Annotated in this window: 10 protein-coding genes; 6 read left to right on the top strand and 4 right to left on the bottom strand. The window is 47.4% G+C overall.

Annotated elements, in window-relative coordinates; translation table 11 throughout:
• From C1949_RS14460 to brxL, 3 genes are read left to right on the top strand one after another with little or no spacing between them, the layout of a single operon-like run.
• Positions 1-1,878, top strand: a complete 1,878-nt coding sequence (locus C1949_RS14460) for a DUF262 domain-containing protein (RefSeq protein WP_104739189.1) — start codon at positions 1-3, stop codon at positions 1,876-1,878.
• Positions 1,875-4,382 carry a BREX-1 system phosphatase PglZ type A gene (pglZ, locus tag C1949_RS14455; protein ID WP_104739188.1) on the top strand — a complete coding sequence of 836 codons (2,508 nt, stop codon included), beginning with the start codon at positions 1,875-1,877 and terminating at the stop codon, positions 4,380-4,382. Before C1949_RS14460 ends, pglZ begins: the two co-directional genes overlap by 4 nt.
• Before the next feature lie 11 nt (positions 4,383-4,393).
• Positions 4,394-6,487, top strand: a complete 2,094-nt coding sequence (gene brxL, locus C1949_RS14450) for a BREX system Lon protease-like protein BrxL (protein WP_104739187.1) — start codon at positions 4,394-4,396, stop codon at positions 6,485-6,487.
• On the opposite strand, the gene C1949_RS14445 is transcribed toward brxL, so the two are convergent.
• Positions 6,484-8,184: a sigma 54-interacting transcriptional regulator gene (locus C1949_RS14445; protein WP_104739186.1), complete on the bottom strand. Its 1,701-nt coding sequence runs from the start codon at positions 8,182-8,184 to the stop codon at positions 6,484-6,486. The genes brxL and C1949_RS14445 overlap by 4 nt on opposite strands.
• A 163-nt stretch (positions 8,185-8,347) precedes the next feature.
• Between C1949_RS14445 and C1949_RS14440 the strand changes: the two genes are divergently transcribed.
• The 3 genes from C1949_RS14440 (at position 8,348) to C1949_RS14430 (ending at position 11,309) form a co-directional block, all read left to right on the top strand.
• Positions 8,348-8,713, top strand: a complete 366-nt coding sequence (locus C1949_RS14440) for a hypothetical protein (RefSeq protein ID WP_104739185.1) — start codon at positions 8,348-8,350, stop codon at positions 8,711-8,713.
• A 68-nt stretch (positions 8,714-8,781) separates the two neighbouring features.
• Positions 8,782-10,038 (top strand): GTPase, encoded by a 1,257-nt coding sequence (locus C1949_RS14435; RefSeq protein WP_104739184.1) that lies wholly within the window; start codon positions 8,782-8,784, stop codon positions 10,036-10,038.
• Between the two features lie 278 nt (positions 10,039-10,316).
• The gene (locus C1949_RS14430; protein ID WP_104739183.1) at positions 10,317-11,309 is read left to right on the top strand and encodes a hypothetical protein; all 993 of its coding nucleotides are present in this window, start codon (positions 10,317-10,319) and stop codon (positions 11,307-11,309) included.
• Between the two features lie 137 nt (positions 11,310-11,446).
• Here the strand turns inward: C1949_RS14430 and C1949_RS19850 are convergent, their stop codons facing one another.
• Genes C1949_RS19850 through C1949_RS14415 form a run of 3 tightly spaced genes read right to left on the bottom strand, consistent with a single transcriptional unit; the run spans position 11,447 to position 14,576 of the window.
• Positions 11,447-12,478 carry a radical SAM/SPASM domain-containing protein gene (locus C1949_RS19850; RefSeq protein ID WP_104739182.1) on the bottom strand — a complete coding sequence of 344 codons (1,032 nt, stop codon included), beginning with the start codon at positions 12,476-12,478 and terminating at the stop codon, positions 11,447-11,449.
• Positions 12,478-13,371, bottom strand: coding sequence for a cupin domain-containing protein (locus C1949_RS14420; RefSeq protein ID WP_104739181.1), 894 nt, complete (start codon positions 13,369-13,371; stop codon positions 12,478-12,480). Before C1949_RS14420 ends, C1949_RS19850 begins: the two co-directional genes overlap by 1 nt.
• 8 nt (positions 13,372-13,379) lie before the next feature.
• Positions 13,380-14,576, bottom strand: a complete 1,197-nt coding sequence (locus C1949_RS14415) for a leucine-rich repeat domain-containing protein (protein ID WP_146040329.1) — start codon at positions 14,574-14,576, stop codon at positions 13,380-13,382.
• Positions 14,577-14,586 lie beyond the last annotated feature (10 nt).

The following is a 14,586-nucleotide window of genomic DNA, read 5'->3' as shown; positions in this document are numbered from 1 at the left end:
ATGGCAGGCCGTTTTGAGCGGGCAATCACTATTCGTCAAGCTATACGCAATATTGATGACCGAACGTTTTTGTTGCCCGCGATCCAGCGCAATTTTGTCTGGTCTACCCAACAAATTTGTACGCTGTTTGACTCGCTGATGCGCGATTATCCTATCAACACTTTTATGTTTTGGGACGTAACGAGCCCCGAGATCAAGGACAAGTACCGTTTTTACAGTTTCCTCACCGACTATTGCCAACGATTTAAGGAATCGAACGACTATGTGGCGACCAAGGGGGACTTCAAGGACTTCAAGGCGGTCATTGATGGGCAGCAGCGTCTCACTTCAATTTATATCGGTCTGAAGGGCACTTATGCCTACAAGCAGCCCCGAGTCTGGTGGCCCAACACGCGTAACGACCAGGCGCTTCCACCGCGCCGGCTCTATTTGAACTTGCGTAAAGGTGTGGACGGCGATGATAACGAGGCAATGGTTCACTACGACTTCCGCTTCCTGACAGAGAAGCAGGTTGCTGCGTATCAGAGTGATGCAACATCCTACTGGTTTGAGGTGGGCAAGGTTTTATCTCTCCCTGAAGTGAAATCAGATGATCAAATTCTGCTGGAGGTTGTGCTTCCGTACCTGGAGCAGGAGGGCCTTGCTGGCGACAGTTTTGCCATCAAAGCGCTGAACCGTTTGTACTACCTGGTGCGGCGCGCGGAGGTTATTCACTTTTACAACGAAGAAAGCCAGGACATAGATTACGTCCTTGATGTTTTCATCCGCACCAACAGTGGTGGTACACCTCTGGCTTTTTCGGACCTGCTGATGTCCATCGCCATCGCGAACTGGGAGGGCGATGCGCGCAAAGACATAGACGAGCTGATTGCCGAGGTGAGGCAGAGCTCTGAAATGCAGTTTTCGATTGGCCGCGATTGGGTTCTGAAGACGTGCTTGATGCTGACAGACGCGGACGTCCGGTTTAAGGTCAAGAACTTTGATGCTGACCGGGTCAGTATCATCCAGTCTCAATGGAAGCAAATCCGCTCCTGCATCGTTGCAACGTTCACTTTGTTGCGCAGGCTTGGGTTTAACGACCACTCGCTGAGAGCAAAGAACGCAGTGATTCCGCTGGCCTTCTATCTGTATAAACAGTCTTTCAAAGACCAGCCGCTTTACTTGAGCATCACGAATCTGAACCATCTGCGCGATGAGCGACTGGCCCTATCGCGTTGGCTGCACATGGTTTTGCTGCGAGGTATATTCGGCGGCCAGGCAGACGGTGTGCTGTCACGAATGCAGCGCTTGCTCACAAGGCACCTTGAGAAAAAAACGTTCCCTCTTGAGGAGATTATTGAGGCGTTCACAGGAACCAACAAGGATATGCGCTTTGATGAGGCGTATCTTAGGGGGTTGCTGGATATCCAGTATGGAGATCCTCGCTGTCGCTCTGTTTTGAGCCTTTTGTTCCCGGAAATTAATGAGAATCTGCAGCTGGATATCGATCATCTGCACCCCAAAAGCGCTTTTACCAAGGTCTCACTTTCTGGCCACGCTTTTCTCAAAGAGGACGCGGACTTGATGGCGTTCTACCGAAATCCGCTCAACTGGAATTCGATTGCTAACTTACATCTGCTAAATGCATCCCAGAACCGCTCGAAGAACGACATGGCCCTGGATGAGTGGATCTCAAACAAAGGCACAGGCGTGACGCAGGCTGACTTGCTGCTGGATGATAGCGCCAGCTTAGATTTCAAAGACTTTTTTAGATTTTATGGAGCCCGTCGTGAGGCTCTTCTGCAGCGTCTGCGTCACAATGTGGTTGTGAGTGATGCACTGGCAACACCTGAGGAGGCGTTGTTAGATGATGAGGAAGAAGCTGAGGTTGAGACATGAGCAGTTCAAGAGTCTCTCAGGCGCTGGCGAATCTATTCGAAAAGCAGCGGCTGGTGTTTTGGTATGACCACCGCCTGGAGTTTCGTGAAGAGTTCGAGTCTCTGAATCTGCCTGGCGTTGAAAAAATCGAGCTGGTTAACAACGAGTTCGGTGTGAAGTACCGCATATTGCGGGAGCAACCAGAGCAAAAGTTTCTGCTTTACCGAGAGGGGGGGGAGCCTGCATATCTGGATAATTGGTTGCTTGATGTGCAGTTGGCCAGCGGTAGTACCTTCCGTACCGATCAGGTTGCGCTGTGGTTGGCTGAGCTGGCGTTAGGGCCAGATTGCTACCCGGTCCTCGAGGAACATTCCGCATTTTTTGCCGCCGCAAAGCGGCGTGAGCAGTTACAGAAACTGCTTGAGCCCGATGACTCGCACAACAAGCTGCGATTCAAAATGCTTGCAGTGTGTGCGGGCTGTGAACCTCGGCTGGACGTGATTGTCGAGGAGTTGCTAGCTGAACTGGCGAACTCCGAGAGCGGCTGCATCAAACTGATCGACGCAAGCGGTTTGGGCGCCACTCTCTGGGAGCACATGAAGCGTGCCTACGGCTATGTCTCGGAGCAACCGGGTATGCACGACTTCGTGATTGAGCTCTTCAAGGCGTGCTTTATGATGGGAACAGATCCCGGCTACCAAGCTCGCCTGTCAGCTGAGGCGCAGGTATTGCTTAGACGCTGGAAGGATAGCCGCTCCCACGAGAGTAGCTTTGAACGTTTGTCGCATGAGTGCGCTAAAGTACTCAGGATTGATGATCATTTACACAAGCTCGGCTACCGGGCGTTGTTAGAGCTTGATTATTTTGAGCTGATTGACCGCAAAATTCTGAGCGAGCTGGTGCGCGACATTGTGACGGGGGCCATCAGCTCGGCGGAAGTGGCGCAGATTGTTCGCCAAAGACGTCAGAGCCATTGGTTCTCTAATTTCGAAGATGTGTATCTTGCCTTAGGTCATGCCTCCCAGTTTTTGCAGACGCTGGACATGGCGAAGCTGGAAATGTCTTCGTTGGCCGATGGCGTGGATAAGTACGCCAAAACCTGGTTTAGGCTGGACCAGCTGTATCGGAAATTTACTTTCCATTCGCGTCAATCTGGCCAAGCATCCTTGCTGGAAGAGCTTAATAACCAGGTTGAGAACCAGTACACCAACAACTATCTGACTCGCCTCAACGATCGTTGGCAGCAGTTTGTTGACTCAGCTTCTACCTGGTCAGCTGCGCCGGTGATGCTACAACGGAATTTCTTCAGCCGTTATGTAAAGCCCTTTATGGAGCGCAAGACTAAAGTCTGCGTCCTGATCTCGGATGCGTTCCGCTACGAGGTTGCTGAAGAACTGCAGAGTCTGATTCGGCAAGAGGATCGCTTTGAGGCCGGCCTGGAGCCAGCGCTGTCAATGCTTCCTAGTTATACACAGCTAGGCATGGCGGCTTTGCTACCTAATCAGGTGTTGCAGCTAGCCGAAAATGATAGTGGAGACGCCTTGGTTGATGGGCTTAGTGCCCAAGGCTCAGCAAATCGCGCCAAGATCCTGGCTAGCGCGGTGCCAAGCTCGACCGTGATTCTTGCCAAAGATCTGATGACCATGAATCAGAATGAGTCGCGTGCGTTGCTCAGGGAAAACGATGTGGTATACGTCTATCACAATCTGATCGACAAGACCGGAGATACTCGGGACACCGAAGAGCGGGTATTTGCAGCAGCCGAAGAAACATTGGCTGAGCTGGTCCGTCTTATCAAGAAACTCACCAATGCTAACGCGAGTAATCTGCTAGTTACGGCGGACCACGGGTTTATCTACCAGCATCGTCCTCTCTCAGAAAGTGATTTTCTGAGCAGTGCGCCTGACGGAGATGAGGTGCTCTACCGTGATCGTCGATTTGTGCTGGGACATGGCCTGCGTGAACAGCCAGGATTCAGGTCATTTACCCCGGAACAGCTAGGCCTTGGCGGAACGTTAGGGGTGCAGATTCCAAAATCGATCAATCGCTTGCGGTTAAAAGGCTCGGGTAGTCGATTTGTGCATGGCGGTGCGACACTGCAGGAGGTCGTGATCCCGGTTGTGCGAATTAATAAAAAACGTCAAAGCGACGTTGGAAAGGTCGATGTTGAGTTCATTGGCGGTGGCGGCAGAACCATTACAACAGGACAAGTGGCGGTGGTGCTTTATCAGACAGAACCAGTCACTGAGAAGACACAGGCCAGGCGGTTACGGCTTGGGCTGTACACATTGGATAACGATCTGATATCTGACTCGCACGATCTGACTTTTGATTTTGTCTCTGAAAGTCCACGCGAGCGCGAGCAGTCGATACGGTTACTGCTCAGCCGCAAGGCTGACGATGTAAACAATCAGCAGGTTGAGCTGCGGCTTGAGGAGCAAGTGGAAGGTACCTCTCATTTCACTCAGTACAAAGCCACTCGCTATACGATTCGTCGTTCATTCTCCAGTGAGTTTGATTTTTAACCGGAGCTAGCATGAGTCAGCTTGACGATAAAATTAATGAGCACTTTGGTGGACTGGTGGTTCGCAAAGACCTGGTCAAGGCTGTAAAGGGCAACGCTATCGTTCCGTCCTACGTTCTTGAATACCTGCTGGGCCAGTACTGCGCAACGAACGATGAGTCGACAATCCAGAGTGGCATAGATACGGTCAAGGAGATCCTGCGAAAGCACTATGTGCATCGTAACGAGGCGGGGCTGGTTCGCTCCACCATCAAGGAGAAGGGCCGACACAAGGTTATCGACCGGGTTAGTGTTTCTCTGAATGACAAGGAGGACGTCTACGAAGCTGAGTTCGCGAACCTTGGTGTAAAAAAAGTGCTGATTGACTCCAGCACCGTGAAGGCGCACCAGAAGCTTCTGGTCGGGGGCGTGTGGTGTATTGCCGATTTGGAGTATGAGTACACAGAGGACAAGTCTGCATCACCTTGGGTGCTGGCTTCCCTTAAACCAATCCAGATATCGCGATTCGATTTTGATGGGTACCTTGAGGCCCGTAAGCAGTTCAGCACGGACGAATGGATCGACCTGCTGATTCAAAGCGTGGGGTTTAATCCTCAGATGTTTGGCAAGCGGAACAAGCTCCTGCAGTTGATCCGGTTGATTCCTTTTTGCGAGCGAAACTACAACCTCATCGAGCTGGGCCCAAAAGGTACCGGCAAATCTCACGTCTACTCGGAGTTTTCTCCTCACGGCATTTTGATCTCCGGGGGGGAGGTGACTGTTCCTAAACTCTTTGTTCACAACGGCACGGGCAAGCTCGGCCTGGTTGGGTATTGGGATGTGGTTGCATTCGATGAGTTTGCAGGCAAGCAGAAGCGGGTGGACAAGGCGCTAGTCGACATCATGAAAAACTACATGGCCAACAAGTCTTTTTCTCGAGGGGTGGAAACCCTCGGGGCAGAGGCGAGTATGGTGTTTGTGGGTAATACTGATCACACCGTCCCCTACATGCTCAAGCACAGCGACTTGTTCGACCCGCTCCCCGAGAAATTCCATGATTCGGCGTTCTTGGACCGCTTGCATAGCTACATCCCAGGGTGGGAAGTGGATGTGATCCGCGGTGAGATGTTTTCCAGTGGCTATGGCTTTGTCGTGGACTACTTGGCAGAAATTCTGCGCTCGCTTCGTAGTCATGATTTTTCGGACCGTTACAAGGGCTTGTTCTCGTTATCCGATGAAATTTCGACACGCGACCGTGATGGAATAAACAAAACCTTCTCAGGCCTGATGAAGATCCTCTTTCCACATGGTGAGGCGACCGAGACCGAAGTGGAAGAGGTGCTGCGGAGCGCCATCGAAGGCCGAAAACGCGTTAAGGATCAACTGCTACGAATTGACAGTACCTATCCCGAGGTGCGTTTCGCGTACTTTGATAAGAGCGGGCAAGAGAAGCTTGTCGGTACGCTGGAGGAGGGTGAATATCCGAATCAGTACCATCGCCGAATAGCCTGTGACGCCCCTACCGAAGATATTTTGGCAGAAGCTAACCCGACAGCTACCACTGAAAGAAACGAGGTTGCAGAAGTAGTAGCCCCATCTGCAGCAAAAGCAGCGGAGTCGGCGGAGCTGATATCTCAGCACATTGTGATCCAAGAAAACCAGCGTGGCGTATCGTTCGACAAGCTTTTTGGCCCGTACCTGAGTGGGGCAAAGCGTATTGTTATCACTGACCCCTACTTGCGTATGTTTCATCAGCTACGCAACCTCATGGAGCTGATGGAAACTGTGAGCAAGCAAATCAGCCCGGGCGAAGAGGTCGCAGTGCATGTGGTCACCGTCGAGGATGACACAAACGGAGATCGCCAGTCAGAAAGCCTGCAGAAAATCGCGGACGCCTGCGAAGGCGTTGGTATTCAATTCAGCTGGGCGTATGACACCAGCGGTACCAAGCACGATCGCGACATCACGACTGACACTGGCTGGAAAATTGTGCTTGGCCGGGGGCTGGACGTGTTTCAGCGCTATGAGCTAAATGACGCATTCAACTTCGCTAATCGTTTGCAACAGCATAGGCAGTGCAAGGAGTTTAGTGTGACCTTTGTGAGAGTTTCTCATGACGACGATTAAGTGTTATTTTTTTTGATTTCATCCTGATCGAGTGAACGGCTGTGCGAGTTTTTATTTTGCCTTGAGTTTTTACTATTAATGAAATCGTGAATTTTAGAGTCTTCTAGGAAATGCTCGCTGAAATACTCCTTGTTTCTGAGTATAAATGTTTTTAGTGTGTTACGGCTTTTAAGTTTCTCATCGGCAAGCTCTGGTAGTGATTTAGATATAACCATACCATTGCGAGTTAGTACATCTTCTACTACTGAAGCTTTGCGAGCTGGTCCAGTGGTTGGCTTTTTCTCAGGAGCTTCATCAGGAAGAAAGAATCGTTCGGCCTCGCGCTTAATAAGTTCACGAACCAAATCTCTCGATATTTCAGGGGAACTTTGGGTCTCGAGCGCCCAGTATAGATCGTAGGAAAAACGTTCAAATTGGCGAAAGTTTCCTGGCCAGTTAGCTTGCCTAATCTGGCTGAAGATTCCTGGATCGATAGAAGGGAAGATCAACTCTGTGCGTACTTCTGGAATATCCGCGTCAAGGGGCGCAAGAGACTTCCACCGGTACAAGGTTAGTAGCTTTTTGATGAGCTCCTGATAATCGTCTTGTTTTAGAAGTTGGTTTAAGTTTTTAAAACTGACAACATCTCTAATTCGATGGAATAGATCCTCACGGAGTACACCTTCTGATAGCAGATCCTTTGCAGGCCTGTTCGTGGCTAGAATCACCTTAACTGTATATTCTCGTCTTGTGCTGTCGCCGCCAATTCGGCCAACTCTGACACGGTTGCTGACTGCGCTCAGTAGGTCAAGGAGTTGAGTTTGCGAGGTTAGAGCTGTACTTTGAAGCTCATCTAAAAACAGGACTTTACCGTCAGCTTCTTCAAAAAAACCCGGGGTATCCTTTTCCGCTCCAGTGAACGCGCCCTTTTTATATCCTCTTATTCTTGATTCAATTAGTTCGTTAGAAAGAGCTGCTAGATTGATTTCTATCAGATCTTTTTTTAGCGTATTGGCAATTAATGATGCGGCTTGGCTTTTTCCTGTGCCGGTGGCGCCCTCTATTAATAGCGGCCCCTCCTTCTGGTGAAGTCGGCTTGCGAAGTTGAGTTGGGTTGTTCTGCAGAAAAGCGCATTCATTACTGCATCAAAAAGTCCTGCTGTGAGCGTGGATGATTGCGATCTGCTGCGTAGCGGAATTAAAGCTATGTCTCTATAAGGCGATTCATTGCCTAAGTTATGGATTAATTCGTCTGCGATTTTGTTAAGCAGATCGCTTTCAAGGTATGGCTGTGAACTCTCTTGGTCGTTAGGGATTACAAGGAGAGTCTTTCGCTTGATTATCTTAAGGGCAAGGGGTTTTAGACTGTTTTCAAGAAGGGATGCGTCATATTTGTCGAGCTCCTTATTAGTGTCGAAGGGAAACAAAAACTCACCCTCTGGTGATAGGACGCGCCATGGGCCGCTCCTGATTAGGTGTTCTACTTTAATGCATTCAGCAAACTTATTAAGTTCGTGGGAGAAAACCTTGCAAATGGAATTGGACCACTCTTCATGTTGTGTTTGAAATACCAGTCGTTGTAAGGGAGGCATGCCATACAGCTGGGGTGCATCTGATATCCCTTCAATGGATAGCTCGTTACCCTGCCGTAGCGCTTGATAGGCTGGTTTAGGGAGTGTTGAGCTTAGACATCCCAAGCTAATTATTCTGACATCCATATATAAAAGTCCACAAAGTGAATCATTAGGTGTATTTTTTTACACTTTTTTTTGCTATTTTTCAAGGGGTTGTTCTTAAGTCATTGATTATAAAGATTTTAAATTTTTGGCATGGTTCTGGCATGTGCTGGTTTGTGGAATGGATAAATGCGGAGTGAAGAATATGACTATCGAAATCAAATCAAGTGATGCCATACAAAAGATTCTGGCTTTCATCGCCGCACGAGCGAAAGGTCAATTCTTGATCGATGAGGAGCTCATGGAGGGGGTGTATGACGCTTTGAGGCAGTTCGCTGCGGAGAACAGGGTCCGAGTTACTGTAGTTACTCCAGACGCTGCGAAATTGCAGTTCTGTGTATGCGTTGGCGCGACAGCTGGCGGTCTGGCAGGCCTGCTATCGATTGGGGGGGGCTATGGTGTATTAGCGGGTGCCGCTATTGGAGGGCTTGCAGGAATGACAGTAGCCCATTTCGATTTGACTTTTGTAAGAAGGGAGGATGAAGGTGGTTATGTCTTTGATCTTCGTTAATGTGACATCACTCATGCGTAACTAGTTAGTTACGCATTCCCCTATTTTTGAAAAAGGCAGGTGCTGAAATGCAAGCGGTACAAAAGAAGAGTCTTACCCTGGTAGAGGTTCTGCAGCGCGCGCTCGCATATGGCGCTTCGGATGTGGCTCCTATCGCTGATTATCTAAAAATGGATAAATCTGATTTGGAATTAAATGCAAGGGATAGGACGCTCGAGAACGCTGAGAAGATAGCTTCTTATCTATGCAGGATGGGCAGTAATGATTTCGCGACTGTTTTTAGGGGAGGGCAGGGCGTTGGCTATAGCGAGATAGTTTTTGATGTGGGCCGTAAGCTTAAGGTGAAAGTAAATGAATCAAATTCTATTGAGGAAAACGAAAAGGCAATAATTGAAAAGCTGTTTGCTGATGCTCTAGATCAAATGTCAGAAGATGAAAAGCGGGAGTTGATGGGGTCGATAGGGATTACAAAGATGGATGTACCATTTGGTTCTGCCGGTACGATTTTGGTACAGCAATTGGCGCGCCATTATGGCGGGTTCGCCGTTTATAAATCATCCTTGATCTTGGCGAATATGGTTTCGCGCGCGGTTCTTGGGCGAGGTCTAACCTTTGCGGCTAATGCCGCTATAAGTCGTACAATCGGAATGGCGATAGGTCCGATTGGCTGGATCGTGACTGGAGCTTGGCTCGCAATTGACTTGGCTGGGCCTGCTTATCGCAAAACAGTTCCTGCAGTACTGCATGTTGCTATGCTTCGTCAGATGGTTGTTAAGCGGATCAACATCGGGGTGGTAGGTGATGGATCCGTTGGTAAGGATTCGCTATTTAAAAGCGTGTTTGGTTTGAATACGGGCAACGTTAGTCCGGTGGCGGGCTCAACAAGTGACATGCAAGTATATGATTTAGGAGGGACGGGGGCGATTCAGCTTGTGAATTTTCCTGGATTTAATGATTACCGCCCGGAAGTGGAGTCTTTGGCTAAGGATCAACTTAATCATACCGATTTGTTTGTAATGATTATTGATGTGAATCGTGGTATTTCCGGTGCGGATATGAAAATGCTGTCCTCCTTGCAGAGCTTTGGGCGTCCGGTACTAGTGTGCTTGAACAAGGTGGACTTGGTTCGACCGTCCGATCTGGAGGCTCTTCTGAGTGCTGCTCGCTCGCGTTTGCATGGCGTTGATTTACTCGAAACGGCCTTTGATCCAGATATCAGACTTCATCAAGGCGGTGTAATCGGTGCTGAACAGGTGTTTGAGTGGGTCCGGGTGCAGCTGGATAGCGCCGGAAAGGAAACGACACATCTTCAAAAGGGGTTCTAAGTTTTTCGTAGGGCAGTGTGCTTGAAATCATGATTCGAGTTGGTTATGGGTTTGCCGATTTTCAGGGGTTTTCAGAGAATAGTAAATTTATTTATTTATTAATTTTTGCTTCTGTTTTGATGTGGGGTAAATTAATTGATGTGCGTAATTGGCATGGTTGTGTTTAATTTTTTCTTGGTTTTAAGACGGTTTTGAATGTTTTTTGTTTTCTATCGAATTTGATGCGACTTTGAATTTTATATTATAGTTATGGTTGGGGCTTGGAGTGTGGAGGACCGATGATTGGCGTCGTTTTAGAAGGTACAAAGTTGATTGAGTCAAAGCTAGAGTTGTTGGGTGCAACTGGGAGAGGGCTTGTTTCAAAAGCTAAAAGTGTCGAAGCTTTGATTGGTCATGATTTGCTATTTAATATTCGTAAGCTGGCTGTGGTAAGGGCGGAAGTTTTGGATGAGAAGAGCGTAGATTTATATTCGTTCAATTCTCTTTGTGAAGTCGTCACGGCTGGGTTGGACGCTGCTCAGGCTGCCAAATACGACTCTGATATTCGTCGAACTCTATCATCGATTAAGATTCTACATACTAGACTATTATCGATAGGCGGAAAGGGTGAATCTCTACATGATATTGTTGGTAGCTTGGAGAGTGTGCTGCCACTGGAGGTTGTACGTAGTGCTAGACTTATTATATCTTCGCGAAACAAGCTAGTGCACGAGTTAGGTTATGAACCCGATTTCGGTTTGTTTGATCGGGAAATTAAAAATATTTTTAAAAAACTTGATGAATATGATGCTTGGCTGGCCGCGTATCGTTATAAGAACCGGTCCAACGATGAGAATGTCCCTTCTGTAGCGGAAGGACGGGATTTCCCAGAAACGCTAGCCAATGCCTCTATCCAACGACCGGACGTTGAGGTACGTATCGTTAAATCAAGGCTGAGCTCTTCCGTGCGAAAAGCTAGATCCGCGGAGCTGGTGAGACTGGCAAGAAGAGAGCTTTCCAGTAAAAGAAAGAATGAACGTCCTATTGATGAAACCTTCGGGCTAATAGAAAGCCAAAGCCTATTTGAATGTGCAAGCGAAGACGCTACCCCAGTTTCCCGAAATTTGGATAAGGCATCAGATTTGAGTAGGACTGATGATCTAATCAATCGGGCGTCTGTATACGAAGTATCAAAAAAAAATAGCAGAACTGAGGCTGTCCCCAGCTCTAAGGCGGTGAAAATAGGTGAAGTAACCGGACTCGTCTTGGCGCTACTTACACTGATCAAATAACATGGATAGGGTCATCTTTTTACGATAAGTGTAGTACTGGCGGGTCGTCGTGTATCGTCTGGTGTACACGGCTCTAGGTATTGAGCGTTAGCAGTGTGCTTCATCGGTGCTTGCAGCGGTTGAATAGTATGCAGAGTCTATATGCACTTCGCCTCGATTTTCTGGCTCGGAATCAATTGATCTTTTTGGTGTCGAGGGCAACGAGGGTCTGGATGACCAAGTACGCCAGTGTGTTGATACCCACTGCCCAAGCAGCCGCCCTGGCATAGCTGAAAGTAGCGGCACTGCACACAAGTCGGATCGGTGACGCTGATTTTCAAGCGATTGAGTAAGATATTCGGTAGCGTGGTTTTATATATATTTCCCATGGGAAGGGATTTAAAGCAAGTGCACGAGCAAACATCTCCGTTTGGGTATATATAGATCTTTGAAGTTCCTGCTCCGCAGTTCTTTACCGAAGATGGTAGGTCTAATTTTTTAAGTGAATCTTCGTCAATGGCGTCCAGCAAGGTAAAGTCATACATTGGGAATGCTATGATTCTAGTGTTCCATTTACCTTGACGAAGCTCGTGAATCTTTTTATTCCAATCTCCAGTAGTTAGCTCGACTCCAGAGGAAGCCCTTCCTGCATAAGTGGCTCTTTTTATAGATATATGGGCAAGCCCTAGATCTTCCAAGTCGCGTATGAACGGCTCTATGTGGTCGAATGTGTTTATATTCGTTACGGTGCAAGATACGCTACAGGTGAATCCCAAATTGCGAAGTGTATTTATTGTCTTTAGCGCACGCCGGTATGAGCCGTCGCCGCGGATTTTATCGTGCTCGCTATCCGGGCCATCTAAGGATATTTGAATGCTGAGATTGTTGTAGCCCTTCCAATTGTTGAGGCTGCTCTCTGAAAAGAAACCTGTTGTTCCGTTGCTGTTTATGGTGACGTTTAGGCCTAGATTTAAGCTGTGTGTTAACAGCGTTTCAAAATCGCGGTGTATGGTGGGTTCTCCACCAGTGAGCATAACCATCGCTTGAGGGTAAGACCTGCTTATTTCAACTAAGGTTTTTTGGATTAGGTTCTGTTCGGCTGTTTCAGTTCTGTACGGAGACGAATCCCTAATGCAGTGACTGCATGTTAAATTACATTGTTCAGTTAGTACGAAATATATTTGCTCCATTATTCAAGCTCCATGTATGGTCTAAATGTCAAGCCTAGATCGAACGGCTGCTCAGCCGTAGCTAACATCTGCCTGGCGAATGCTTGAACTGCCTCCTGCCTAATTTTTGAGTTTTCAGGTTGAAACGGATGGCGAACGTATTCTTCAAGGAGGCTGGAAATTTGATCATCTTTCTTCAGTTGATGCAGCCACTCTGCCAAGGTAAGAGGGTATAGTCCAAAAGCAAGATGTGCAGAGTGTTCATCTTCCGTTTTGGTAAAGTGCCACAGCCCGCGTGGGCAGTAAAATATGTCTCCTTGCTCAAGTAATACCGAACTCCAGTCTGTTAGTTCTTCATTGACAGCGGGTGCCGGTTGGTGTCGGATTGCTTTTCCTAGTATGTGTTTATCTTTTTTAAAGTACCAGCGCTTACTTCCGTGCACTTGTAGTGCCAGAACATCGTGTCTATCGAAATGAGGGTTAACTCCTTTGTTGTTTTTTGCGGTGTAGTAACCGTTAACACTGATTCTTGTATGGATCTCGTTAGAGAGCATGTCTACGAGGTTTTCCAATTCTGGGCAGTGCTCTTGGATTCTGTCGACAACAAGGGTTCCACCCCGAGCGATAGCGTGAAGGATTTTTTCTCTATTTAGTATGTCGTTTTTGTTGTTTTCGTATCGGTCTTTATCGTCGATTAAGTTGTATTTATGGATTGTGTTGTTGTGATCTGTTACTCGTGTTTTTGGGTAGGTTAGTTCATGGGTATTCAGTATTGAGTTAAGCGTTTCTATGTCAAATATTGTTTGAAATTTGCTGGCTTCTCCCTTGATGAGAAGAGGTTCTTTTTGGAAAAAATTTTCGAGGAAGATGTCTTTTTCTATTTCCCCAAATAAGAATGTAAATACGTTGCTCATCGGTTTTCCTATGCGGGTTTTTTTGTTAACTTTATGCCATTTTTTAATGCTTTTTTTATTTGGCTTGAGGGTAGGGCGTCCTCTATGTGACTTATGTCAATTTCTTTTAGTAATGGCAGGTGAAAAATCCATTCTGGGAGTGTCTTGATGTGCGTTCTTGCTAACCCGATGAATCTGAGGTTTTTGGCGTTGGCAAGTTGTTCGGGGAGCCTTTTTATTGGATTTGCTCCAATGTTTATCGTCTCAATTCTTTCTTGAGTTTTTGGCCAAGGTAGCTCTTCTATCTTGTTTCTATAGAGGCTTAGCCTTTTTAGTGTGAAATTTGCATTGGATTCGATGTTTATATCTCGAATATTGTTTTTTTGTGCAAGCAGGCTGCTGAGAGGTGGATGTGCTAATGAAAGGTCTAACGATGAAATCCCATTGGCGGCTATGCTAATCCACCGGCAATATTTGAAGGTGGATAGCGCAAATTCAATGCTAAGGTTATTGCTCCCAAGCTGCACTGCTTTTAAGCTGGATAGCTGTGAAAGTGGTGCTATGTCTTTGTTTTTGAAGTGACTGTTATTTATTTCAAGTGCGAAGGGCGCCAGGGTTTTTAGGATCCTAGCTGTTGTGTCTATTTTTTCGCTGGAAACTCCTTGTAGTAGACTGATACCTCTGGCTTCGTTGTAGAAACTTATTTGCTTTTTTTGGGGAGCCCAGAAAGGGCGGTCACCAAGCAGTTGTGTGAGTAAGTCTAGCTCTCGGAAATTTGATGTTTCCGTGTTAAGTATGCTCGAGATTTCGTCTGCAATTCGCTCGGCGGTATCTTGGTCTAGTTTTGTTTTGAGTATGCTTGTGGCTTCAATGGTATGAAATATTTTTTTTAGCTTTGCTTTTGCGGTGTGCTGCTCAAGCACAAACTCATCGTTAACATGCCTGTCTCCCTTCAGCACGATTACAACGCGGCTGCCCGCCATTAGGCAGTGAGATGATATCGACTCCAGCACAGCAGTGTGCTCAAGGAGTAGGTCGTTATCGCCAAATATTGGTAATACAAATACGAAGTTTTGTTTTTCTCTTGTTTTCGAGAATTCAAAATTCTCGAGTGTTCCTATTGTGTCTCCGGTGTTCCAGCCCTCTCGCTGCAAAAAAAAATTCAACAATTCATCGCTGTGAGAGGGCGTTCGAAGTCCGGAAAATAATCGAATTTTTCTGGGCAAGCGAACGCTC

It is taken from the genome of Halopseudomonas oceani (assembly GCF_002903165.1).
Classification (GTDB): domain Bacteria; phylum Pseudomonadota; class Gammaproteobacteria; order Pseudomonadales; family Pseudomonadaceae; genus Halopseudomonas; species Halopseudomonas oceani.
This window is presented reverse-complemented; position numbering and strand designations above follow the sequence as displayed.

What these genes read in the sequence shown, in the direction of transcription:
- C1949_RS14440 (WP_104739185.1), top strand. Translation starts at nt 8,348, where the DNA reads ATGACTATCGAAATCAAATCAAGTGATGCCATACAAAAGATTCTGGCT.
- C1949_RS19850 (WP_104739182.1), bottom strand. Translation starts at nt 12,478, where the DNA reads ATGGAGCAAATATATTTCGTACTAACTGAACAATGTAATTTAACATGC.
- C1949_RS14460 (WP_104739189.1), top strand. Translation starts at nt 1, where the DNA reads ATGGCAGGCCGTTTTGAGCGGGCAATCACTATTCGTCAAGCTATACGC.
- C1949_RS14420 (WP_104739181.1), bottom strand. Translation starts at nt 13,371, where the DNA reads ATGAGCAACGTATTTACATTCTTATTTGGGGAAATAGAAAAAGACATC.
- C1949_RS14435 (WP_104739184.1), top strand. Translation starts at nt 8,782, where the DNA reads ATGCAAGCGGTACAAAAGAAGAGTCTTACCCTGGTAGAGGTTCTGCAG.
- pglZ (WP_104739188.1), top strand. Translation starts at nt 1,875, where the DNA reads ATGAGCAGTTCAAGAGTCTCTCAGGCGCTGGCGAATCTATTCGAAAAG.
- brxL (WP_104739187.1), top strand. Translation starts at nt 4,394, where the DNA reads ATGAGTCAGCTTGACGATAAAATTAATGAGCACTTTGGTGGACTGGTG.
- C1949_RS14445 (WP_104739186.1), bottom strand. Translation starts at nt 8,184, where the DNA reads ATGGATGTCAGAATAATTAGCTTGGGATGTCTAAGCTCAACACTCCCT.
- C1949_RS14430 (WP_104739183.1), top strand. Translation starts at nt 10,317, where the DNA reads ATGATTGGCGTCGTTTTAGAAGGTACAAAGTTGATTGAGTCAAAGCTA.